This is a genomic window from Paenibacillus sp. FSL R5-0912, from assembly GCF_000758605.1.
Taxonomy (GTDB): Bacteria; Bacillota; Bacilli; order Paenibacillales; family Paenibacillaceae; genus Paenibacillus_AQ.
In genome coordinates, this window is the sequence record NZ_CP009282.1 from 5,134,266 (window position 1) to 5,155,482 (window position 21,217).

The 21,217-nt window shown below is 52.5% G+C and carries 25 protein-coding genes; 1 reads left to right on the top strand and 24 read right to left on the bottom strand.

The genetic code is table 11. The annotated features are described in order from the left end of the window. The first annotated feature begins 200 nt into the window (after positions 1-200). The gene (locus R50912_RS21845; protein WP_042237833.1) at positions 201-572 is read left to right on the top strand and encodes a hypothetical protein; all 372 of its coding nucleotides are present in this window, start codon (positions 201-203) and stop codon (positions 570-572) included. Between the two features lie 64 nt (positions 573-636). Here the strand turns inward: R50912_RS21845 and R50912_RS21850 are convergent, their stop codons facing one another. The 24 genes from R50912_RS21850 to spoIIIAC form a co-directional block, all read right to left on the bottom strand. Beyond that, on the bottom strand, positions 637-918 hold the full coding sequence (locus R50912_RS21850; RefSeq protein ID WP_081956597.1) for a copper amine oxidase N-terminal domain-containing protein: 282 nt from the start codon (positions 916-918) through the stop codon (positions 637-639). Between the two features lie 188 nt (positions 919-1,106). Continuing rightward, the gene (spo0A, locus tag R50912_RS21855; RefSeq protein WP_042237835.1) at positions 1,107-1,925 is read right to left on the bottom strand and encodes a sporulation transcription factor Spo0A; all 819 of its coding nucleotides are present in this window, start codon (positions 1,923-1,925) and stop codon (positions 1,107-1,109) included. A 170-nt stretch (positions 1,926-2,095) separates the two neighbouring features. Beyond that, positions 2,096-3,229 carry a SpoIVB peptidase gene (gene spoIVB, locus R50912_RS21860; protein ID WP_042237836.1) on the bottom strand — a complete coding sequence of 378 codons (1,134 nt, stop codon included), beginning with the start codon at positions 3,227-3,229 and terminating at the stop codon, positions 2,096-2,098. A 114-nt stretch (positions 3,230-3,343) separates the two neighbouring features. After that, positions 3,344-5,071, bottom strand: coding sequence for a DNA repair protein RecN (gene recN / locus R50912_RS21865; RefSeq protein ID WP_042237837.1), 1,728 nt, complete (start codon positions 5,069-5,071; stop codon positions 3,344-3,346). Between the two features lie 56 nt (positions 5,072-5,127). Further along, complete coding sequence (gene ahrC, locus R50912_RS21870) at positions 5,128-5,577, bottom strand: transcriptional regulator AhrC/ArgR (protein WP_042237838.1); 450 nt, start codon at positions 5,575-5,577, stop codon at positions 5,128-5,130. 28 nt (positions 5,578-5,605) lie between these two features. Continuing rightward, on the bottom strand, positions 5,606-6,076 hold the full coding sequence (locus tag R50912_RS21875) for a hypothetical protein (protein WP_052416600.1): 471 nt from the start codon (positions 6,074-6,076) through the stop codon (positions 5,606-5,608). Between the two features lie 124 nt (positions 6,077-6,200). After that, positions 6,201-7,100: a TlyA family RNA methyltransferase gene (locus R50912_RS21880; protein WP_042237840.1), complete on the bottom strand. Its 900-nt coding sequence runs from the start codon at positions 7,098-7,100 to the stop codon at positions 6,201-6,203. Between the two features lie 41 nt (positions 7,101-7,141). Further along, positions 7,142-9,055 (bottom strand): 1-deoxy-D-xylulose-5-phosphate synthase, encoded by a 1,914-nt coding sequence (gene dxs, locus R50912_RS21885; protein WP_042237842.1) that lies wholly within the window; start codon positions 9,053-9,055, stop codon positions 7,142-7,144. 96 nt (positions 9,056-9,151) lie between these two features. After that, on the bottom strand, positions 9,152-10,099 hold the full coding sequence (locus tag R50912_RS21890) for a polyprenyl synthetase family protein (protein ID WP_042237844.1): 948 nt from the start codon (positions 10,097-10,099) through the stop codon (positions 9,152-9,154). Then, positions 10,086-10,343, bottom strand: coding sequence for an exodeoxyribonuclease VII small subunit (gene xseB / locus R50912_RS21895; RefSeq protein ID WP_039300434.1), 258 nt, complete (start codon positions 10,341-10,343; stop codon positions 10,086-10,088). Before xseB ends, R50912_RS21890 begins: the two co-directional genes overlap by 14 nt. After that, the gene (gene xseA, locus R50912_RS21900) at positions 10,315-11,700 is read right to left on the bottom strand and encodes an exodeoxyribonuclease VII large subunit (protein WP_042237846.1); all 1,386 of its coding nucleotides are present in this window, start codon (positions 11,698-11,700) and stop codon (positions 10,315-10,317) included. The genes xseB and xseA overlap by 29 nt, the downstream gene beginning before the upstream one ends. 9 nt (positions 11,701-11,709) lie before the next feature. Beyond that, positions 11,710-12,567: a bifunctional methylenetetrahydrofolate dehydrogenase/methenyltetrahydrofolate cyclohydrolase FolD gene (gene folD, locus R50912_RS21905; RefSeq protein WP_042237848.1), complete on the bottom strand. Its 858-nt coding sequence runs from the start codon at positions 12,565-12,567 to the stop codon at positions 11,710-11,712. Positions 12,568-12,598: 31 nt separating this feature from the next. Then, the gene (nusB, locus tag R50912_RS21910) at positions 12,599-13,048 is read right to left on the bottom strand and encodes a transcription antitermination factor NusB (RefSeq protein WP_039295510.1); all 450 of its coding nucleotides are present in this window, start codon (positions 13,046-13,048) and stop codon (positions 12,599-12,601) included. A gap of 143 nt (positions 13,049-13,191) precedes the next feature. Further along, positions 13,192-13,425 carry a DUF2273 domain-containing protein gene (locus R50912_RS21915; protein WP_042138734.1) on the bottom strand — a complete coding sequence of 78 codons (234 nt, stop codon included), beginning with the start codon at positions 13,423-13,425 and terminating at the stop codon, positions 13,192-13,194. A 15-nt stretch (positions 13,426-13,440) separates the two neighbouring features. Further along, on the bottom strand, positions 13,441-13,980 hold the full coding sequence (gene amaP, locus R50912_RS21920) for an alkaline shock response membrane anchor protein AmaP (protein ID WP_042237850.1): 540 nt from the start codon (positions 13,978-13,980) through the stop codon (positions 13,441-13,443). A gap of 72 nt (positions 13,981-14,052) precedes the next feature. Further along, positions 14,053-14,469, bottom strand: a complete 417-nt coding sequence (locus R50912_RS21925) for an Asp23/Gls24 family envelope stress response protein (RefSeq protein WP_039295505.1) — start codon at positions 14,467-14,469, stop codon at positions 14,053-14,055. A gap of 119 nt (positions 14,470-14,588) precedes the next feature. Beyond that, entirely contained in the window at positions 14,589-15,932 is a 1,344-nt protein-coding gene (gene accC / locus R50912_RS21930; protein ID WP_039295502.1) for an acetyl-CoA carboxylase biotin carboxylase subunit, read from the bottom strand. 56 nt (positions 15,933-15,988) lie between these two features. Continuing rightward, positions 15,989-16,498: an acetyl-CoA carboxylase biotin carboxyl carrier protein gene (gene accB / locus R50912_RS21935; protein ID WP_042237852.1), complete on the bottom strand. Its 510-nt coding sequence runs from the start codon at positions 16,496-16,498 to the stop codon at positions 15,989-15,991. A gap of 271 nt (positions 16,499-16,769) precedes the next feature. Further along, positions 16,770-17,660 (bottom strand): SpoIIIAH-like family protein, encoded by an 891-nt coding sequence (locus R50912_RS21940; protein WP_042237853.1) that lies wholly within the window; start codon positions 17,658-17,660, stop codon positions 16,770-16,772. Positions 17,661-17,738: 78 nt separating this feature from the next. After that, complete coding sequence (gene spoIIIAG / locus R50912_RS21945; protein WP_039295496.1) at positions 17,739-18,377, bottom strand: stage III sporulation protein AG; 639 nt, start codon at positions 18,375-18,377, stop codon at positions 17,739-17,741. Positions 18,378-18,431: 54 nt separating this feature from the next. Then, positions 18,432-19,235, bottom strand: a complete 804-nt coding sequence (locus R50912_RS33455) for a stage III sporulation protein AF (protein ID WP_052416601.1) — start codon at positions 19,233-19,235, stop codon at positions 18,432-18,434. A 73-nt stretch (positions 19,236-19,308) separates the two neighbouring features. After that, the gene (gene spoIIIAE / locus R50912_RS21955) at positions 19,309-20,562 is read right to left on the bottom strand and encodes a stage III sporulation protein AE (RefSeq protein ID WP_042237855.1); all 1,254 of its coding nucleotides are present in this window, start codon (positions 20,560-20,562) and stop codon (positions 19,309-19,311) included. 46 nt (positions 20,563-20,608) lie between these two features. Then, entirely contained in the window at positions 20,609-20,998 is a 390-nt protein-coding gene (gene spoIIIAD / locus R50912_RS21960) for a stage III sporulation protein AD (protein ID WP_042237857.1), read from the bottom strand. Positions 20,999-21,007: 9 nt separating this feature from the next. Continuing rightward, complete coding sequence (spoIIIAC, locus tag R50912_RS21965) at positions 21,008-21,211, bottom strand: stage III sporulation protein AC (protein WP_020426549.1); 204 nt, start codon at positions 21,209-21,211, stop codon at positions 21,008-21,010. Between the last annotated feature and the right edge of the window lie 6 nt (positions 21,212-21,217).

Consider the following 21,217-nt stretch of genomic DNA (forward strand, 5'->3'; position numbering starts at 1 on the left):
AAATTCTTTAGGCAGAATCAATAAAAAATCCAACATTAGCACTCAAGGGCAGCTAAACTTAAGGCTAAATCCGCTTTAAATGGAGGTAATTCCCATAACTGTGAACGGATCTGATTTGATTTCCTTATTCTCTCAAATACACTGCATTATTATCCGATAAAGACTAATGTATAATCAAAATCACTACTGGGGGAATTATTATGTCTTACACCATGGAAGTAAATGTAGCGAAAAATCAGGTGATTGTTAGAGCCTATGGCCTCACCGAAGGTGATGTGCCTGCATACATAGCCGATTTCGAGAGTGCTCTGAAGAAACTGAAACCGGGATTCACCGGCGTAACCGATGTAACGGGTTCCCCTACTGTACTGTCTCCGGAAGTAGCAGCTTTGCTTGCTCCGACGGGCGACCTGGCGATTGCCTCAGGTGTTGGCGGCTGGGTCTACGTTGCAGATTCCCCGGTATGGAAAATGCAGATGAAGCGATTGTTCGGCAAATTCGCTGTCCACTACCCGACCTATGAAGAAGCAGATGCTTACCTGAACGGCTTGTCTAACCAGACGATTAACTAAAAAAACATACAAAAGGTGATTCCTAACCGGTTGAGTTGGGGATCACCTTTTTTAATTTTAACAATTATTCAGGAAAGCTAATGTAGATTGAGGCATCATCGTTTGTTTTATTCCATTGAACCGCTGCCCCTAATGCTTCAGAGATAAATCTCAGATTAACGTAAAATATATTGTTGTTCGGTTCTAAGGTCGGAACCTGAGTTAAAGCAACCTTTTCTCCATTAATAACTCCATCATGAGAATTATGCGTTAATTTAATGACCGTACCCTCTTTCGTTGCAGTTACTGTTTTCGTAACATTACCCCATTCAATGCTCATTCCATATTTCTCAAAGATCGGCCGCATAGACTACATAATATATATTCAATCTAATATTTTCCATTTATATTATTTTATTTTATAACATTACTTTAAAAAAACTCCTTCAAGGGATTTGCATACCCATGAAGGAGTGTTTTGTACATATTCTCAGCAGAAACTGATTGACTCATCAGTTCCCCGTTAAATCTTCACGTATCCTAATCCTAACCCTTTCAAGACACCTTATGCTCAATGCGCAGCTTGTCGGCTACCATGGCAATAAATTCCGAGTTAGTTGGCTTGGATTTGGAGATATTAATGGTATAGCCGAACAGTAGGGAGATGCTGTCGATGTTGCCACGGGTCCAGGCGACTTCGATCGCATGGCGGATGGCGCGCTCCACACGTGAAGGCGTTGTCTTGAATTTCTCGGCAATGGCAGGGTAGAGTGTCTTGGTGATAGCACCCAGAATCTCGATATTGTTGTAGACCATGGTAATGGCTTCACGCAGGTACTGATAACCTTTAATATGCGCAGGTACGCCGATTTCATGAATGATCGATGTAATATTGGCATCCAGATTCTTTCCTTTGGACAAAGGCACCACATTACTGGAAGATCTGGAACTCGAATAGCCGGACATGCTGGCAGAAGTGCTCATGCTGCCTTGGGCACCCACAAGCTGACGCACACGGTTCGCCAGAACCTCCATATCGAAAGGCTTCAAAATATAATAAGATGCTCCGAGCTGAACCGCTCTTTGGGTGATGTTCTCCTGGCCGAAAGCGGTCAGCATGATGATCTTCGGCTGAGGGTTCAGATCCATATCGCGCAGGCGTTCCAGAACGCCGAGGCCGTCCAGATGCGGCATAATGATATCAAGAATAAGGACATCGGGAATTTTGCGTGCTCCGCTCAGCATTTGAAGCACTTCTTCACCATTATAGGCAATGCCTGTCACGGTCATATCTTCCTGTTCGGTAATGTATTCGGCAAGCAAGTTAGTGAACTCCCTGTTATCATCGGCCAACAACACTTCAATATTCTGCACTGGCTACTTCCTCCTTATTATCTTCTCTCCCTTAAGTTTTCGACATGAAGATTGAATATCCTTCTGTCGAAAATTATTTTTCTTTATTTTTTTTCGGCGTTGATTTATAATTAAATATTTTGTTTCACGATTCGATGTTTCTCGTTGGCCTTCGACAAAAAATCTTAAGGCTAAACCGCCTTAAGATTGTAGGGAAGCAAATTCTCTTGTTGCACCACACCGGAGTCACGAAGCATCCATTCGATGAAGCAGCCGTAACCCGACTTGGGATCATTGACGAATACATGGGTCACTGCACCGATCAGCCGGCCATTCTGGACAATCGGGCTGCCGCTCATCCCCTGAACAATCCCGCCGGTCTTATCAATCAGACGGGAATCGGTGATGCGCAGCACCATTCCTTTGGTCGCCGGAGTCTGCTGGCGTGCCACATGAATGATCTCCACATTGAAACGTTCCACCTGCTGACCATCGACTACTGTAAGAATCTGTGCCGGGCCTTCCTTCACTTCTGCGCTCATTGCAACGGGTATCGGTTCCTGGTACAGGCTGTGCTCTGGATTACGGGTCATTTTGCCGAAGATTCCGAAATCCGTATTGCTCTCCACATTACCAAGAACCTGGCTTTCCTTCAGAAAATGAGCCCGTTTCTCCCCAGGATCGCCATCCTGGCTTTTGGAAATGGAGGTGACACTGGACTGGACGATATGGCCGCTGCCGACAACGATCGGTGTACCGGTGTTCATGTCGGTAATGACATGCCCCAGAGCACCGTATACGCCTTGTTTCGGAGCATAGAAAGTCAGGGTACCCACACCTGCTGCGGAATCGCGGATGTAGAGCCCCAGTCTCCATACCTTGTCATTGCGGTCATACGCGGGTTTTAGCTGAGCTTTGTGCTCTTTGCCGCTGCGTTTGTACACAATACTTAAGGAATCATTGCTTTTACCGGCACGTTCCACAAGCTTTGCTACCTTGGATACCTCATCCAGCTTGACTCCATTAATGGAGATCATCAGATCACCAGGCATCAGTCCGCTGTTCTCGCCGGGTGAAATCTTGGACTGCTCCGATACTTCAATCAGATGATGGCCCACGACCAGAACCCCTGCTGACTTCACTTTCACACCAATCGTCTGACCTCCCGGGATGACTCTAAGCTCATTGTCATTCCCCTGAACCGCTTTATGCGGCTGATGTTCTAGCGGTGCTGCAAAGCTCTGTTGAGGTCCCGTTATGCCTGTTAAACTGAGAAAGAAGGCAAATAAAAGGCCGGGCATTAACTTCCTGAGGTTCGGCTTCAATGGCTGTCACGCTCCCTTTTGCTTCTTTCGCTTGACGAAAAAGGTGGTCGCCAATTGCGTACCTATAAGATAACCTTGCCCCCAGGCTTTTATTACTGTCAATCATTGTCCCGCTTACCCAGCAGCAGCTTTGCTGGCCTCGGCCAAACCGAGCATTTCCTGTGCGTGATGCAATGTTTTTTCGGTAATTTCCACACCACCCAGCATACGGGCCAGCTCAAGGACCCGGCCCTCTGCCGAGAGGGAGTCCACTTCGGTCATCGTGCGTCCGTCTTCGACTTTTTTGACAATCAGATATTGATGATCCGCCATACAGGCCACCTGCGGCAAGTGAGTAATGGAGAACACCTGACAGGTGGAGGACAGCTTGTATAATTTATCCGCAATGGATTGAGCCGCGCGCCCGCTGACACCGGTATCCACTTCATCGAAGATCAGGACAGGAATGGCATCATGCCGGGCAAAAATGCTCTTCATCGCCAGCATGATCCGCGACAGCTCACCGCCGGAAGCGATTTTGCCCAGCGGCCGCAGGGGCTCGCCCGGGTTCGGGGAGATCATGAACTCCGCGCTGTCGATCCCCTGCCGGGTCAGACGGTAACGGCGGTCCTGATACTCAATACCACGCGGATCTTCAAGTGTATCCATTTTGACCTGAAGCGAAGTCCGCTCCATCTGCAGATCCTTCAGCTCACCTTCCACTTGCGAAGCGAGATCCGTAGCACACTGGCGGCGTGCCGCGCTAAGTGCTCCGGCAGCTTTCATTAAAGTGCCGAGCAGGCCATCGCGTTTGGCCGTCAATTTCTCAATGTATTCGTCCTTATTCTCCAGAAGATCGGTCTCCCGGTGAATCTGCTCATAATAAGCCAGAATCTGCTCAACACTATCCCCGTATTTGCGCCGCAGCCCTGTGATCAGATCCAAACGGTTCTCAATTTCCTCCAGCCGCGCCGGGTTGAATTCGATCTCTTCACGGTAGTCACGTAATTGAAAGGCCGCATCCTCCAGCTGATAATACGACGACTGCAGCTGCTCGAATACAGCTCTCAGGCCCTTCTCGTCATAACGGATCGCATCCTCCAGCTTGGAGATGACACTCCCGATGGATTCAAGCCCTTGCCTGTCATACAGCAGCTCGTATGCGCCGGATACTGAATCCATCATTTTCTCACTGTGGGATAGTTTGACCCTTTCTTCGTTAAGTAATTCATCTTCTCCCGGTTTTAGTCCAGCAGCAGAAATTTCCTCTAGCTGAAAACGGTACAAATCAAGCATTTGATACGCTTTTTGACTGGATTCCTGAAGTTCCCGGAGTTCTTTTTCCACTTTGGCGAAGGCCGTATATTTCTCCTGGTAGTCAGATTTAAGCGGGCCAATCACAGCTTCGCCGTAAGTATCCAGCAGCCCCAGATGACGTTCTGCCTTCAGCAGGTTCTGATGCTCATGCTGCCCGTGGATGTTAACCAGCTGTTCACCGATTTCCCGTAGCATGCTGAGATTGACCATCTGGCCGTTCACCCGCGAAGTGCTTTTGCCTTGAGCGGTAATCTCCCGGCGGATCACCAGATGCTCTTCGCGTTCTGCTCCAATGCCAAGACGTTCCAGCGTATCCCAGACCGGGTGGGTTCCAGGCAAGCTGAAAAGCGCTTCCATTTCTGCCTTTTCACACCCATACCGGATAGAGTCCGCAGAACCGCGGCCCCCGGCAATGAGTGCTAGCGCATCGATAATAATCGATTTCCCTGCCCCCGTCTCCCCTGTAAGAACATGAAAGCCGGGATAAAAATGCACATCCACCGCCTCAACGACGGCCAGATTGCGGATTGATAACGTGTCTAACACGAATACAGCACCTCCGAAAAGATGATCGATTATTTAAGTCTAAACGTGTGATAGAGTTATGAGATGTAGCCCATAATTTGTGCAATAACGCCTTTGCTGTCCTCCGGCTGGTGGCAGATAATCAGAATGGTGTCATCGCCCGAGATGGTGCCCATAATTTGCGGCCAGTCAATATTATCAATCAGTGCAGCCACAGAATTGGCTGTTCCCGGAAGACATTTCATGACCACAAGGTTGGCGGAGAAATCGATCTGCACAAAATTATCCACCAGCACCCGCTTAAGCTTCTGGGTCGGATTATAGCGCTGGTCAGTCGGCAGGGAGTATTTGTAGCGCCCGTCATCCATCGGTACCTTAATCAGCAGCAGTTCCTTTATATCCCGTGATACTGTAGCCTGGGTAACCTGAAATCCGGATTCACGCAGAGCCTCAACCAGGTCATCCTGGGTCTCGATCTCCCTCTGCGTAATAATTTCTCTTATTTTGATGTGCCTGTGTCCCTTCATTGTTGCCTCCCGTATTTATAAGTTGATCTCAATTGGATTCACCATCGTCTTTGCCTAACTTAATTACATGAATTGCTGAATTCACCGTATCCACGTACAGCACACCGCTGCAATCCGGATAGATCAGCAGATAAGGAAGCAAGGTGTCGCGAAGTCCGCTGCCGGTGAACTCAAGCCCTTTGCGCGGCCGGGACAGAATAACCAGATAGAAATGCTCCTCATCTTTGCTGGCCACATAATCAATGAACAGCCTGCTGTACATCGGTGCCCCGTTCACTTGAAAGGACAAAGGAATCTTCAGCTTGCCGCCAATGACCTCGTAACCGGCATCCTCTAATAGTCCGATGGAAGGATGAGGCTGAATAATGGTATTGATCGGCACCCGGTCCTTCATGAACGATCTTGGGGAGCCTTGGAGCCAGATGTAGATCCGGTAAATGATAAAGATTGCCGCCGCCAGTCCAATGAGTGCCACAACGGCCTTGTCAGAGCTCGCCACTCCCATCACCTCGGTGAATCTATTCGCGTGAGGGCAGGCGAAATCCTGCTTGTAGGGAACAACTGGTTTATTGCAAGCAGAACCGGCAGATCATTTCATTCGTTATTATTGCAGCAAAAGAAACTCATCGTTTAGATGAGTTTCCATTGTTCGTAGCGCTAAAGGTTGCATTCGCTTCCTTGATGACGGATTCGGCAAGCGCGGCGAAAGGATTCGGCTGTACTTCAGCCGGGAAAAGCAGCTGTTCGTGCTGTTCATCCGGAGAGTTGTCCACTGTTTCAGGCAGTAGCTTCCAGTGGGCCAGAAATTCAATATTACCTTCCCCTCCGGTAATTGGAGAGAAGGTCAGCCCTTCCAGCTTATAGCCCAGCTCGGCCGCCATAGACAGCACATTAACTAGCACCTCTTTGTGAACGGCGGATTCGCGGACTACACCGGATTTCCCAACCTTTTCACGTCCGGCCTCGAACTGCGGCTTGATCAGCGCAGCGATATCGGACGGTCGGTTCAGGAGCGCCATCAACGGCGGCAGAATAATCTTCAGCGAGATAAAGGACACATCAATACTGGCAAAGTCAGGTACCGGCCCCTTCAGGTCTGGCGGGGTCATGTAGCGGAAGTTGGTCTGCTCCATTACAGTTACCCGCTCGTCGTTGCGCAGGCTCCAGTCCAGCTGGTTATGGCCGACATCAATAGCATACACATGTGCTGCCCCGTTCTGGAGCGCACAATCGGTGAAGCCTCCTGTAGAAGAGCCGATATCCAGCATATTCCTTCCGTTCAGGTCAATGCCGAACTGCCGCAGCGCCTTCTCCAGCTTCAGGCCGCCCCGGCTGACGTAGGGATGCACAGCTCCTTTGACTCTTAAGACAGAGCTGCGCAGCACCTTCATTCCCGGCTTCTCAATCCGTTCTTCATTCGCCAGCACAAGACCCGCCATGATTGCTGCCTTGGCCTTCTCACGGCTGTCGTAGAAGCCTTGCTCTACTAACAGTACATCTATACGTTCCTTAGGGTGTTCCATGTTCATCTCCTGGTCACTTGGGTCCGGCTTCCACCCTGTACTCAGGAATTGGAAGTCGACTTGTAGGTATAAGTGCTCAATGCCTGCATCGCCTTGATCCGCGCACATAAGGCTTCAATGGTGAGGCCGGTTTCCTGACGCTGCTCCTTGATCGAACCATGCTCAACGAAGATATCCGGCACGCCCATCAAGTGGACACGTGCATCATAAATCTCATGTTCCGCATAGAATTCGAGCACAGCGCTGCCGAGACTGCCTGCCTGGCTGGCTTCTTCAAGCACAACCATGCTGGTTCCGGCATGAGCCAGTTCAAGCAGCATGGTATTATCCAGCGGCTTCAGGAACCTGGCGTTCACTACGCTAACCTGAATGCCTTCACGCTTCAGCAGCTCAGCTGCCTCCTCGGCTAACTGAACCATAGGGCCGCAGGCCAGCACTGCGTAGTCATCTCCCGGACGCAGACGCTCCCAGGAGCCGATAGACAGACAATGCAGTTCGGCATCTACAGCCGCCCCGGTGCCCTCAATCCGCGGATAACGGTAAGCGATTGGTCCGTCATTGTATTCCAATGCCGTCTTCATCATATGGCGCAGCTCATTCTCATCCTTAGGCATCATAAGCACTATATTCGGGATGTGCCGCATGAACGCTATATCATATACCCCTTGATGGGTCTCCCCGTCCGCACCGACAAAACCGGCGCGGTCGATCGCAAACATTACATTAGCGTTATGTCTGCAGATATCATGGACAATCTGGTCATAGGCACGCTGCATAAAAGTGGAGTAGACGGCATAGACCGGTTTCATCCCCTCCATGGCCAGAGCGGCGCACAGTGTGGCCGCATGCTGCTCAGCAATACCGACATCGATCATCCGGTCCGGGAATTCCTTGGCGAACGGGAACAGGCCCGAGCCGCCCGGCATTGCCGGTGTGACCGCAATCAGTCTTGAATCCTGCCGGCCTAGCTCAATCAGCGTCTCCCCGAATACTTCAGTATACATCGGGTGGCTTACAGCCTTCACAGCCTTAAGGGACTGGCCGGATTCAATTTTGTAGGGTGAGATCGCATGTGATTTATAGAAGTCCGTTTCGGCCGGTTTGTAGCCTTTGCCCTTCGTCGTCAGCACATGTACCAACACAGGACCAGACACATTATCTGCCTGATGGAAGGTGTCGATCATTTTCTCCAGATCATGACCATCCACGGGTCCCAGATATGTGAATCCGAGCTCTTCGAACAGAACACCGGGAACGAGCATGTTCTTCAGGCCGTCCTTCACATTCTGCGCCGTCTTGGCCAGCCGCCCGCCAATCGCCGGGATTTTCTTGAGCAGGCCTTCCACTTCATCCTTCGCACGCAGATAATGGCGGTCCGAGCGGATTTTGCTCAAATAATTATGCATGGCTCCTACATTCGGTGCAATAGACATCTCATTGTCATTGAGGATAACCATCAGCTTGCGGCGCTCATGTCCAATATGGTTCAGCGCCTCAAAGGCCATCCCCCCGGTAAGCGCGCCGTCGCCGATCACAGCGATGACCCTATTGTCCTCGCCCTTCAAATCCCGGGCCATAGCCATTCCCATTGCGGCAGACAAAGAGGTACTGCTGTGTCCGGCTTCCCAGACATCATGCTCGCTCTCCGAACGCTTCACAAAGCCGCATAAGCCGCCCTGCTTGCGCAGTGTATCAAACCGGTCCTGGCGGCCAGTCAGTATCTTGTGTACATACGCCTGATGACCGACGTCATATATCATCTTGTCCCGGGGACTGTCATAGCAGTAATGCAGGGCCAGCGTGAGCTCCACTACCCCCAGGTTGGATCCGAGATGCCCTCCGGTTACTGTAAGTTTGTCTATTAAAAACCGGCGGATTTCTTCCGCAAGGGCTGCCAGCTCCTCGACTGACAAAGATTTAAGTTGCTGAGGATCATTTATTTGTGGAAGCAGCACGAGTATTCCCCGCTTTCCTAGATGTTGTAAAATATATAAACCCCATTATAACACAAACGAAACGGCTGTCGAAACACAGCCGTTTCCGAAATGTACCTAATGATCGCGTGACATCAAATAATCCGCAATTTCAAGCAGCCGGGTATGATCCTGAAATCCGCCCTCAAGGACCGCGCTGTGTGCTTCAGCGGTCAGCCGCTTCACCTCTTCACGCGAGGCTTCCAGGCCGATGAAGTAAGGATAGGTCACCTTTTGCTGCTTGATATCACTGCCGGTTTTTTTGCCCAGCTTGCTCTCATCGCCGACCAGATCAAGGATATCATCCTGAATCTGAAAAGCCAGACCGATCTGCGTTCCGAACTGGCGAAGCGCTTCCAGCTGACGCTCATCCGCACCGGCGATTCTGCCTCCTGCCAGCAGCGAGAAGATCATCAGATCGCCTGTCTTATGAAGATGGATATATTGAAGCTGATGCAGATCGGTTAAGCCCTGCTCGCCTTCCATATCGGCAACCTGCCCGCCGACCATGCCGCGCGGACCGGCCATTTCGGCCAGATCCTCAACGATGGACAGCACATTCTCTGCCGGAACGCCAAATTTACGCGAAGCTTGTACCACGCTATAGAATGCATGCGTCAGCAGTGCATCCCCGGCCAGAATCGCCGCAGCTTCCCCGAAGACCTTGTGGTTCGTGAGCTTCCCGCGCCGGTAGTCGTCATTATCCATGGCTGGCAGATCATCATGAATCAATGAATAGGTATGCACCATTTCAATCGCTGCCGCTACGGGCAGCGCAGCCTCACGGCTGCCGCCAAGCGCTTCACAGGCGGCGATGACCAGCAGCGGGCGCAGGCGTTTGCCTCCGGCCTGCAGCGAATAGTCCATCGCCTCCCTGAGCACCTGAGGCACAGTCCACTGCGCAGGCAGGGTTGCCGTCAGTGCATCGGCAACCCAGTGTCCCACCTCTGCAATATACTGCTCAAGCGGTGCGCGCCCGTGTGCTTCCGCTTCACTGCTGCCCGGTTCCAGCTCAGAACGACTCATCGCCATCGCCTTCCAGCCGGGCTCCGAATGGCTTCTTGCGCAGCTCGCCATCCTCTACCGTAATCATCTCGATCTTGCGCTCTACCTGCTCCAGCTTACTGCCGCAGAGCTGCGACAGCTTCATTCCCTGCTGGAATAAATCAATCGCCTTCTCCAGGGGAACGTCGCCATGCTCAAGCTCGCGTACGATTCCCTCCAGGCGCTCCATGGCTCCCTCAAAATCCAGTTCCGCTTCCTTTGCCATTCGTTTCAACATCCTCCTTCATTCCCCATACCTGGCAGTTTAGCTGTCCGTCATTAAGCTTTATGTTCACCTTATCGCCTACTTCAACTTCCTTCAGCGATTTGATTAAATGCTCTTCCTTCTCATCGTACACGAGGCTGTAGCCCCGTGACATCACCTTGAGCGGGCTGAGCGCATCCAGATGGCGCAGCTCAGCCACATAGCGCGCGCGCTTATCCTGGAAGCGCGCCTGCATCGCCCCCGTCAGCTCACGGGTAAGGCTATCCGTGCGCCGGCGGGCAGCGCTGATGCTATCCCGCGGATGGAAGCGCTGCAGGCTCTGATGCAGCAGCGCGCTGCGCCCCTGAGCGCGGCTGTGCCTTGCCTCGGCTGCGCGGACCAGGGCCGCGCGCAGCATGTCCAGCCGCTGCGCGTGCTGGGCCAGCTGCCGGCGCGGGCCGGCCAGCGCCAGCGAGCGCTGCAGCGCCGCGAGGCGCTCGCCGCTGCGCTGGGAGCGGCGCAGCAGCCCTTGGCGCAGCCGCTGCTGGGCGGTGCGCAGCTGCCCGGCGAGCTCGGCTGCGCTCGGCACGGCAAGCTCCGCTGCCGCCGTAGGGGTTGCCGCACGGAGATCGGCGGCGAAGTCGGCGATCGTGAAGTCGGTCTCGTGGCCGACAGCCGAGATGACCGGAATCCTGGAGGCCGCAATCGCGCGGGCGACGGCCTCTTCATTGAAGGCCCAGAGCTCCTCCAAGGAGCCGCCGCCGCGCCCTACGATCAGCACATCGGCCTCGCCCATGGCGTTCAGGTTCTCGATGGCCTTCACAACGGAAGGGCCGGCGCCTTTACCCTGTACAAGTACAGGATAGAGCACTACCGCCACCTGCGGATAACGGCGCTGCAGGGTGATGATAATATCCCGCACCGCCGCTCCTGTCGGCGAGGTAACTACACCGATCACGCGCGGGAACCGCGGCAGCGGACGCTTGCGCGCCGCTGCGAACAGCCCCTCCTGCTCCAGCTTACTCTTCAGCTGTTCGTAAGCCAGATACAGGCTGCCGATTCCGTCCGGCTGCATGTGGGTGGCGTAGAATTGATACTGCCCGTCCCGTTCATAGACCGTCACGTTGCCTCTGGCAATGACCTTGGTGCCTTCCTTCGGTACAAAAGGCAGCCGCGAATTATGTGAAGCAAACATGATCGCCTTGATCCGGCTGCTCTCATCCTTCAGCGTGAAATACATATGCCCGCTTCCATGGTGGGTGAAATTCGATATTTCACCGCGGATCCATACATCGGAGAGCACTACATCCGAATCCAGCTTCATGCGGATATACTTGTTAAGTTCCTTTATGGAGTAGACTTGCCGCTCTGCCGCCATAAGCTTAGCCTACTTCAGGCCGTGGCGGCGTTTGGCCGCGATCAGCGTGTTGCTCATCAGCATGGTGATCGTCATCGGCCCTACTCCGCCCGGCACAGGCGTAATAAACCCGGCGACTTCACGGGCACTCTCGTAATCAACATCACCGGCAAGCTTGCCGGTATCCAGGCGGTTCATTCCGACATCAATAACAACGGCGCCAGGCTTCACGAAGGAAGCATCGATGAAGTTAGCCCGGCCGATGGCAACAACCAGAATATCCGCCTGGCGGCTGAGTTCAGCCATGTTCGCGGTGCGTGAATGGCACATGGTTACCGTGGCATTCTCACGCTGCAGCAACAGGGACACCGGCTTGCCGACAATATTGCTGCGGCCGATAACCACAGCATGCTTGCCGGAAATATCAGTACCTGTCCGTTTGATCAATTCGATGACACCCGCAGGAGTGCAAGGGAGCAGACTGTCATCACCGATCACCAGATTCCCTACATTGACCGGATGGAACCCGTCAACATCCTTCTCCACGGAGATGGCATTAATGACTGCCTTCTCTTCAATATGCTTGGGAAGCGGCAATTGCACGAGAATGCCGTCAATATCATCACGGCCGTTCAGATCAGCCACCAGTGCCAGCAGCTCCTCCTGGCTGGTTGCCGCATCCAGCCGGTGAACCTCGGAATGGAAGCCCAGCTCAATACATGATTTCTCTTTGTTGCGCACATAGACCTGAGAAGCCGGATCTTCACCGACCAGAACGACAGCAAGACCGGGCTTAACGCCACGTTCCGTAAGCTCTGCAACCTCCCGGGCAATGCTGATCCGAATTTCGTCCGATACCTGTTTACCGCTGATAATCGCTGCTGTCATGTAAGTCTCTCCCCTTTTGTCTATTTAACGATTACAGATCCGCTCTAAGCGTATCTACATCCTGAATCATCTTGCCGAGTACGCCGTTAACGAATTTACCGGAATCATCGGTGCCGAAATGCTTGGCCAGATCAATCGCCTCATTGACAGCTACCTTGGCCGGCACATCGCTGGCAAAGATCATCTCGAACGTGGCCAGACGCAGAATCTGACGGTCAACACGGGACAGACGGCTCATCTGCCAGCCTTTGAGGTAATGCTCCAGCATATCGTCGATGGCCATTTTGTGCTCCCACACGCCGTTAACATGGGCGATCACATAAGCCTTCAGCTCGGTCTCGTCAGTGATGACGCGTTCGGTTTCGTTCTCATCTGCAGCTTCCTCAATCAGCATTTCTACAGCCTCGGTAACTTCCACATCATTCATTTCCATCTGGTACAGGCTCTGGACAATAATTTCTCTCGCTAAACGTCTTTTCATTTGTTCCTCCTACAGTCTTAACTAGCATACTTTGTATTTGAATTACTTAAATCTTCTTACCAAAAAACCGCGCAGCCGTTCTTCCGCAGGTCAGCAACTCAAAGTAACGGGTTCCAGGCTTCCGGGAGAAAGACTATCGCGGTTCATTTGAAGGGACGCCAGCGTCCGGACAGCCGGCTCACGAGCTCCTGCCACTGAAACAGGGGAGCCTGCGCGGTATCCTTTCTTTTGCCAAGCGTATATCCGATGAACACTACCAGTGCAAAGAACAGCATATCCCAAAAACCGCTAATCAGATAAATCAAACCGAGAACGACCCCGAAGGTAACTCCGGCAATTCTACCCCCGTGACTTTCCCATACTTCTCTCCAAGACATAAGGGAAACTCACCTCTATTCCACTCGACTTTTGAAGCTTGGTGACTGTGTGAGGTTAGCAATATATACAGATACATCCGCTACCGGAATTCCGGTTGTTTCCTGGACGAAATCATGCACCTGGCGCTGCACCTCAGTAGTAAGCAGAGGCAGGGAATGCTCGCCGTCCACAACTGCACGGATCATAATTTCAAGTCCGGCCTGCGAGACGCGGATTCGCGACTTCAGATCACGGATGCCCTTCACTTTGCCTGCAGCCTTGAGGCTGAGGTTCTCGATGGTTTCCATGGAGATCTGAATGTCCCCATACTCTGTACGCTGATCAACGGACGGCAGGGAAGCACGGTCGCGGCGCAGAGAGATGTAGAAGAAACGGATGCTCAGCAGGAAAAGAATAACCGCAGCTGTAATCGCAGCGATATAGGCCCCCGGCCCGTCAGGAATCTCAAACGTGTCCGGAATGACGCCGCTCAAGAGGAGGATGGCAATTACAGATAGTATTCCGATACTTAAGCTGTAAAGGAACAGCAGAAGCCTGTCCAGAATTTTGGCCACGAGTCACATAACCTCCTTAAATTAAGGTAAACCCTCGACGTACGTCGGGGGTTTATGGAAGAACAAAGGCTCTTACTTCACGCGGATAACCGCATCTGTATCTTCGCTTTTGTCAACACTTGTGGCGTTTCTGAACTGCACATCATGGATATGCACATTCACTTCTACAACAGTCAGACCGGTCATGGTTTCGATGGAACGCTTAACGTTGCGCTGAATTTCAGCAGCCACTTCAGGAAGACGGTTGCCGTACTCAATGATTACGGATACATCCACTGCAGCTTCGCGTTGTCCAACTTCAACCTTAACGCCCTTAGACAAGTTCTTGCGTCCGAGAAGCTCCACGATTCCTCCGGCGAAACCGCCGCTCATTCCGGCCACGCCTTTAACCTCTACGGTTGCCAAACCTGCGATAACCTCGATCACTTCGGGAGCAATCTGGATCTCACCAATTTCCGTACGTTCGTATTCTGTGGGCAATGTACTCATTTTGGACTTCACACCTTTCCAGTAAAAAAGTTATTCGGACATTTCAAGCAGGCAGCACGTCTCTTATTAAACATACTATATCATTTGACGAACTTTATGACAAACAATGAGAAGTCGTCCTAAATTTCATACTCTTCCAGGAATTTGATATCGAAATTCCCGTCCAAAAATACCGGATGCTCCAGCAATCTCTGATGGAAAGGTATGGTTGTATGTATGCCTTCCACAGCGAATTCGGATAAAGCCCGTTTCATCTTGGCAATGGCTTCATAGCGCGTCGGCGCCCAGACGATCAGTTTGGCGATCATCGAGTCATAAAAAGGTGAAATGGTGTAGCCCGGATAAGCCGCGCTGTCCACCCGCACTCCAAGACCGCCCGGCGGCAGGTAGAAGCCGATTTTGCCCGGAGACGGCATGAAATTACGTTCAGGGTCCTCAGCGTTAATGCGGCATTCGATTGACCAGCCGTTGATCACAATATCCTCCTGGGTGAAGGACAAGGGGTTGCCTTCCGCCACAGAGATCATTTCCTTGATCAGATCCACGCCGGTGACCATCTCCGTTACCGGATGCTCAACCTGGATACGCGTGTTCATCTCCATGAAGTAGAACTGTCCGTCCGGCCCCAGCAGGAATTCAAGTGTACCCGCTCCCGAGTAATTAACTGCCTGAGCAGCCCGTACAGCCGCTTGGCCCATCGCATCACGGACCTCCGGCGTAAGTACAGAGCAAGGCGCTTCTTCAATCAGCTTCTGGCGGCGGCGCTGCACGGAGCAGTCCCGTTCGCCCAGATGGACTACATTGCCATGGTTATCGGCGATAATCTGAATCTCCACATGCTTCATGCCGGTCAGGAATTTCTCAAGATACACACCAGCGTTGCCGAAAGCCTTCTGCGCTTCCTGCTGGGCAGCCGTAATCTGCTTCACCAGTGATGCTTCGTCCTCGGCGATGCGGATGCCTTTGCCTCCACCGCCTGCTGTGGCCTTGACGATGATCGGATAACCAATATCACGGCCCAGCATAACCGCTTCCTCGATGTCGCCAACAAGCCCGTCAGAGCCCGGAATAATCGGAACTCCGGCCAGCTTCATGGTTTCTTTGGCTACAGCCTTGTCACCCATCCGTGTGATCGCATCCGGAGAAGGGCCAATAAATGTAATATTGCAGGATTCACAAATCTCCGCGAAATCTGCATTCTCGGCCAGGAAGCCGTAGCCGGGATGAATGGCATCGCAGTCCGTGAGCGTGGCTACGCTCATAATATTGGTAAAGTTCAGATAGCTGTCCTTGGCGGGCATCGGACCAATACAGTACGCTTCATCAGCCAGACGGACATGCAGTGAATCCCGGTCCGGCTCCGAATAGACTGCTACGGTGGAAATGCCCAGTTCACGGCAGGCCCTGATAATGCGGACCGCGATTTCGCCGCGGTTGGCAATCAACACTTTTTGAATGTTCATGCTTTTCCTCCCAAAGTTTAGCGAAGCTTGCAGGCTCCTCATGATTCTCGCGGCAATTATTCCGCTCTCACCAGAAACAGCGGCTGGCCGTATTCCACTAACTGGCCGTTCTCGGCCAGGACGGAGACGATTTCGCCTTTCACTTCCGCTTCCAGCTCATTCATCAGCTTCATGGCTTCAATGATACAGACCGTTGATTTCTCATGAACCCGGTCTCCCACACTTACAAAGGACGGTGTTTCCGGAGAAGCAGCACTATAGAAGGTCCCTACCATCGGAGAGACGATTTTATGTAATGCGCCTTCAGCGGAGGGTGATTGCTGCTGCGTTACAGCAGGAACTTCACTGACAACCGGAGGAGCAACATGCTGCGGACTTTGCGGCTGCGATGCTGGCGTAAAGGGGTAGGCATAAGGAGTCGCCTGGATTGCTGTTCCATCAGCTTCAGGGCGATCCGGTTTGCGGATAGCCAGCTTCATACCTTCGCTTTCAATCTCCAGCTCATGTACGGAAGAGGTCTGGTCCAGCAATTTAATTAATTCCTTAATCTCGCTTAACTTGAACATTGGGTAGTTCACTCCTTCAGCTTTCTCTCAAAGCCATTTTGGACGCAGATAAGCAGGGTACGATATTCCGTTCTTCCCGGGTAACCTGTGATTCAGCCTGCTTGCGGTTCTTTAGAATCGCTTTCAGGATAACCGCTGCCTGCGTATTCTTCTTATATTTCAAGATAACTTTATGTATTATATCACAAACGCTAGAAATGGAAAGAGCCCGGGACGTGCCCGGACTCTTTCGGCATTTTATTCTATTTTCTTTCAATTAATTCAGGGGGGCTTACTGCTCCGATACGTATTGGACTTTAATCTTGTCCTGGGACACACTCAGTTCTTTCATTACAAGGTCAACGATGCCCACGGCCTGCTTCACATCCAGCTTATCGCTGAGCACTACGATCGTGTACGCATCTCCGGCTTCCTCTTTCACAATAGCTTCTCCGTATTTCTGCTGGAGCTGTTCCTCAATTCCGGTGATCTTTGATTCTTTTTCCTCCAGCTTGCTGAGTTGTTCCTGGGCAACCGCGTTCTCCGCAGGTGTCTTATCCATGTCATTAATCAGGGCCAGCAGATCATTGTGGTCCTTAAGATTCTGCTGCTCGCGTTCATACAGGTAGTTCGTGAACATGCTGCTGGCCGACACGCTCTCTGAAGCTACTTCATCCAGAATAGCCGCATCATCCTTGGCCGGAGTCTTATCTGTGGAAGCTGCTGCTGATTTGTCGGCACTTGCAGCCGGTTTGTCTGTCTTGCCCGCTGTATCTGCTGCGGCCGTTTCCTTGTCAGCGTTGGAGCTGTTAGCTGCTGCGCTGCTGTCATCTGTTACTGCTGCAGTTGCGGTATCATCCGTCACGGCAGCGGCTGCGGTATCGTCTGCAACAGCTTTGTCGGCATCCTCAGTTACAGCAGCAGTTTTGCTGTCCTCTGTCTGGGTTCCCGCATCGGCAGTAACGGAATCATCAGTTGTTACTTCGTTGATCACGAGCCCGCTGTCAAGCGTAGTAGCTGTCCCGCCGCCCGTCCCATCCTTCACGGTGTCCACCTGAATGCTGCCTGCAGTTTCTTTAGGAATGGAAGCACCTGTGTCCTCCGTGAACAGATAATAAGCCGAGAGCACCACCATTAAACTGAGCATCGAAACCAGCCAAATCGTTTGTCTTTTGCCCTTCATTTGTGATTCCTCCTAAAAGTTTTATTAAATATGCCTCTACGAATTCGCTTGCGTATGTCTGGCTTGTAAGCTGAACGCCTATTCCTGCTTGCGCGGAACGACGGAGATCCGGTAGCTCGGCACGTTCAGCCCTTTCTCGACAGCCTGCTCGATCAGGTTACGCACCACTTTATTCTCTGCCCCTTTGGCGACAACCAGCACACCGCGCACCTGGGGTTTGATCCGTTTGGTGATAATCGGGGTCTCGTCACCGGACTGGCTGTAGGTTACGATTTCGCCGTCCCTGGTGTATTGTGTGGTATGGCGTTTACCACCGCTGGCATCGGTTTCCTCACTCTGCGCCTGCGAATCATTCATATTGCGCTGCACGACTATTTCCTCTGTGGAATCCACGGTGACCATAATGTCAACCGTCCCGACCCCGACGATTTTCTCCAGAATCTCCTTCGTCCGGTTCTCCATCGCCAGCTCGATGCTGTCAAAAGAATTGGGTTGCACCGCCTCCTGCTGCAGGACCGCCTGAGAGGTCTCACTTACGGGTGGTTCACGTCCCGTATTCTCACTGTCCAGCTTCTTCACATTCACGAAGGAGTTGAACAGCATGATAGCAACGCCCAGCAAGCCAATAATGATCAGCCAGCGGAAAGTATGACTCCTCTTCGGGTTGCCGCTTCCGCCGCCGGCCCACTGCTCAAGCTTTTTCAGCCAATTGGCCATTGATTTCCCTCCTTCTGTTTATGGCATTCTGCCTTGATTTCCCTGGTCACTGTCTTATGATTTCACGGCGCTGGTGCCGCCGCTCAGCACATGTATCGAATCCGGGTCCAGGTTCCAGTTCTGCTCGAGCAGCCTTTTGACCGATTCGGCCTCTACAACCGCTGCTGCCTGTTCCTCCTGCGCCCCATTTCCTGTGGCTGAAGGCTGCGAAACACCCGTTGCGGCTCCAGAACCTTCACTTGCCGTCCCGTCCTTGTCCAGGCTGACCTGGACCGGTTCTACAGGGGTAATCAGTATCGGTTCGGATGCCGGGCTTGCAGCAGGCTGTGAGCCCTCTGCTGAACCCGGTATGCCGCTTGCAGCAACCGCTCCCGACACTGGTATATCTACCGTGACCGAGGAGATCACCGGCACCTCTTCGCCCAGAGGCGCACTCGGATTCTGCCCCATGCCCAGCGTCACCGTAACATTTGCGCCGCGGATGCCGGTGCTGCCGGCAATCTGATCACGCATCTGCCCTGCTATTTCTTCGGCGGCAAGCTTCAGGCTCTGATCGCGCGCGCCCTCTGCCAGCATCCGCCCGTCCGCCAGAATCTTCTCCAGCGAGTCCGCGCCGTCTCCTGCACCTGAGAGCAGCCCGCCGCTCCGCTCCTGCTGCTCCATGGCCAGACTAAGCTCCTTGCTGGCGTCACCCTTTAGCATAGAGACGATCGGACTCAGCATGGTCAGCAGAACCAGCAGACTGAGCACCAGTCTGGCATAACGTTCCATGGATTTGCTGGGCAGCAGCATCTCGACAAACGCGGCCATCAGCACCACCAGAATCAGTTCATGGAGCCATCCGCTGAGCCAGCTCATGGCACACCTCCTGAAAGTTTCTTCACACAACCAGCCTCATACCTCATACAAACGGACCAGGATGTTATTCGCCTCACCGCATCATTACGGTGACATTTCCGGCAGTCAGCATGATGGTGACGGCCAGGAAGAACATCAGAGATACGGCAGCCAGCGCGGCGAATACGTAGATCATGCTTTTACCGATCGTCTGCAGGCAGGTCACAATGGGCGTTTCACCCAGCGGCTGCATAACGGCGGCGGCTACGTTGTAGATCAGGGCCAGCACCAGGATTTTGATCGCCGGGAAGGCGCAGAGGAAGAGGATGATGATGACCCCCGAGAGCCCGATAGCGTTCTTCACCAGCAGTGATGCCGAGATTACGGTATCAGTGGCATCAGCGAACATTTTGCCGATAACCGGCACGAAATTGCCTGTGATATATTTGGCGGCGCGGATGGTTACTCCATCAGTGACCGAGCTGGTGATTCCTCTGACCGAGATTACCCCGAGAAAGACGGTAAGCAGGACTCCAAGCAATCCGGCACCGATATTGCGCAGCAGGTTGGCCAGCTGGGTCAGCTTATATTTCTCCGACATCGCACTCACCAGATGCAGCACCGCCGAGAAGAACAGCAGCGGGAACACTATGGTGTGAATCATCGTGCCCACCGTATGGATCATGAACACGATCAGCGGATGGGTCACAGACACCGTTACGATATTGCCCATTGAAGCCAGCAACGCGAACAGCAGCGGAATCATCGCCATCATGAAATCGATCATCCGGTCAATGGCATCCTTGGCGTAGCCGATCGAGATGTTGAAGCTGTTCACGGCTATGACCAGTACCACCATGTAACAGAGCATATAAGCGATTTTACTGACGGATTTCCGTTCAAAAGCGGTCTGCAGCGTCTCCAGAATCATACTCAGCACGCTGATCATCACAATCGTAACCAGCAGCTTGCCGTTGTAGAGCACCTCATGCCACATGAAGCGGGTCAAGCCGGACAATACGCTTTTGAAGCTTAAACCGTCTTCTCCGGGCAGCAGCATATCCATCAGCGAAGGCGTTTTGCCTTCCGGGAAGAATCCCCCGTAGTCCTTCATCAGCTGATCCCAGTACGTCTCCACCCCGTCTGTCGGAAGGTTCTCGACCTGCCCCTTCACCCACTGGTCTACAGGGGATGAGGACCCTCCGCTGCCTCCCGTTTGCGTCTGTGTCTGCGCTTGAGAAGCTGGAGCTGCATAAGCGGTTCCTGCACACAGCAGAAGCAGCAGACAGGGGAGCAGAACGAGCAGCCTGTTTAATTTTGGCGGACGAAAAATACTGCGCTCCTGCATACCCTCACCCCGCTTTCCTGTGGCCTTCCGCTACTCCTTCTGAATCTCAAGCAGGCAGCAGCTTCATCACCGTTTCAATAATGATGCTGATAATCGGTACGGCCAGCACCATGATCAGCACTTTGCCGGCCAGCTCGATTTTGGAAGCGATCGATTCCTGTCCGGCATCGCGCACGATCTGTGCCCCGAACTCCGCGATATACGAAATGCCGATGATTTTAAACACGGTTTTGATGTAGATCATTTCCATCCCGGAGGATTCTGCCACCTGCTCCAGCGTGCCAAGAATCGTTCCGATCTTGCCGATCAGAAACAGAAAAATCAGTATGCCTGCCGCAGTAGTCAGCAGAAAAGCGAACATCGGCTTTTGTTCCTTCAGGACAAGGATGAGGACGGTCGACAGAATCCCTATTCCCACTACTTGAATGATTTCCATAACCCCAGCCTATTGAAAAAGAAAGATCGTTTTGATTTCCTGAAGCAGTCCGTCCAGCATGCGGATCACCATGAACAGCACGATGATAAAACCGACAATCGTTACCCAATGGGCGATGTCCTCTTTGCCCATCTGCTTAAGCACCGTGTGGATCATGGCGATAATGATGCCGATGCCGGCAATCTGAAAGATCGCGTTAACTTCAATATTCATTCCTGG

Bases quoted from the DNA above. Each gene is read 5' to 3' on its own strand.
- R50912_RS21915 (WP_042138734.1), bottom strand. From the start codon at position 13,425: ATGTCTTGGAGAGAAGTATGGGAAAGTCACGGGGGTAGAATTGCCGGA.
- R50912_RS21880 (WP_042237840.1), bottom strand. From the start codon at position 7,100: ATGGAACACCCTAAGGAACGTATAGATGTACTGTTAGTAGAGCAAGGC.
- R50912_RS21850 (WP_081956597.1), bottom strand. From the start codon at position 918: ATGCGGCCGATCTTTGAGAAATATGGAATGAGCATTGAATGGGGTAAT.
- spoIIIAC (WP_020426549.1), bottom strand. From the start codon at position 21,211: ATGAATATTGAAGTTAACGCGATCTTTCAGATTGCCGGCATCGGCATC.
- accB (WP_042237852.1), bottom strand. From the start codon at position 16,498: ATGTTCAAGTTAAGCGAGATTAAGGAATTAATTAAATTGCTGGACCAG.
- R50912_RS21940 (WP_042237853.1), bottom strand. From the start codon at position 17,660: ATGAAGGGCAAAAGACAAACGATTTGGCTGGTTTCGATGCTCAGTTTA.
- spoIIIAD (WP_042237857.1), bottom strand. From the start codon at position 20,998: ATGGAAATCATTCAAGTAGTGGGAATAGGGATTCTGTCGACCGTCCTC.
- xseB (WP_039300434.1), bottom strand. From the start codon at position 10,343: ATGGCAAAGGAAGCGGAACTGGATTTTGAGGGAGCCATGGAGCGCCTG.
- spoIIIAG (WP_039295496.1), bottom strand. From the start codon at position 18,377: ATGGCCAATTGGCTGAAAAAGCTTGAGCAGTGGGCCGGCGGCGGAAGC.
- R50912_RS33455 (WP_052416601.1), bottom strand. From the start codon at position 19,235: ATGAGCTGGCTCAGCGGATGGCTCCATGAACTGATTCTGGTGGTGCTG.
- R50912_RS21925 (WP_039295505.1), bottom strand. From the start codon at position 14,469: ATGAGTACATTGCCCACAGAATACGAACGTACGGAAATTGGTGAGATC.
- folD (WP_042237848.1), bottom strand. From the start codon at position 12,567: ATGACAGCAGCGATTATCAGCGGTAAACAGGTATCGGACGAAATTCGG.
- spoIIIAE (WP_042237855.1), bottom strand. From the start codon at position 20,562: ATGCAGGAGCGCAGTATTTTTCGTCCGCCAAAATTAAACAGGCTGCTC.
- R50912_RS21845 (WP_042237833.1), top strand. From the start codon at position 201: ATGTCTTACACCATGGAAGTAAATGTAGCGAAAAATCAGGTGATTGTT.
- R50912_RS21890 (WP_042237844.1), bottom strand. From the start codon at position 10,099: ATGAGTCGTTCTGAGCTGGAACCGGGCAGCAGTGAAGCGGAAGCACAC.
- nusB (WP_039295510.1), bottom strand. From the start codon at position 13,048: ATGAAAAGACGTTTAGCGAGAGAAATTATTGTCCAGAGCCTGTACCAG.
- accC (WP_039295502.1), bottom strand. From the start codon at position 15,932: ATGAACATTCAAAAAGTGTTGATTGCCAACCGCGGCGAAATCGCGGTC.
- xseA (WP_042237846.1), bottom strand. From the start codon at position 11,700: ATGGCGGCAGAGCGGCAAGTCTACTCCATAAAGGAACTTAACAAGTAT.
- ahrC (WP_042237838.1), bottom strand. From the start codon at position 5,577: ATGAAGGGACACAGGCACATCAAAATAAGAGAAATTATTACGCAGAGG.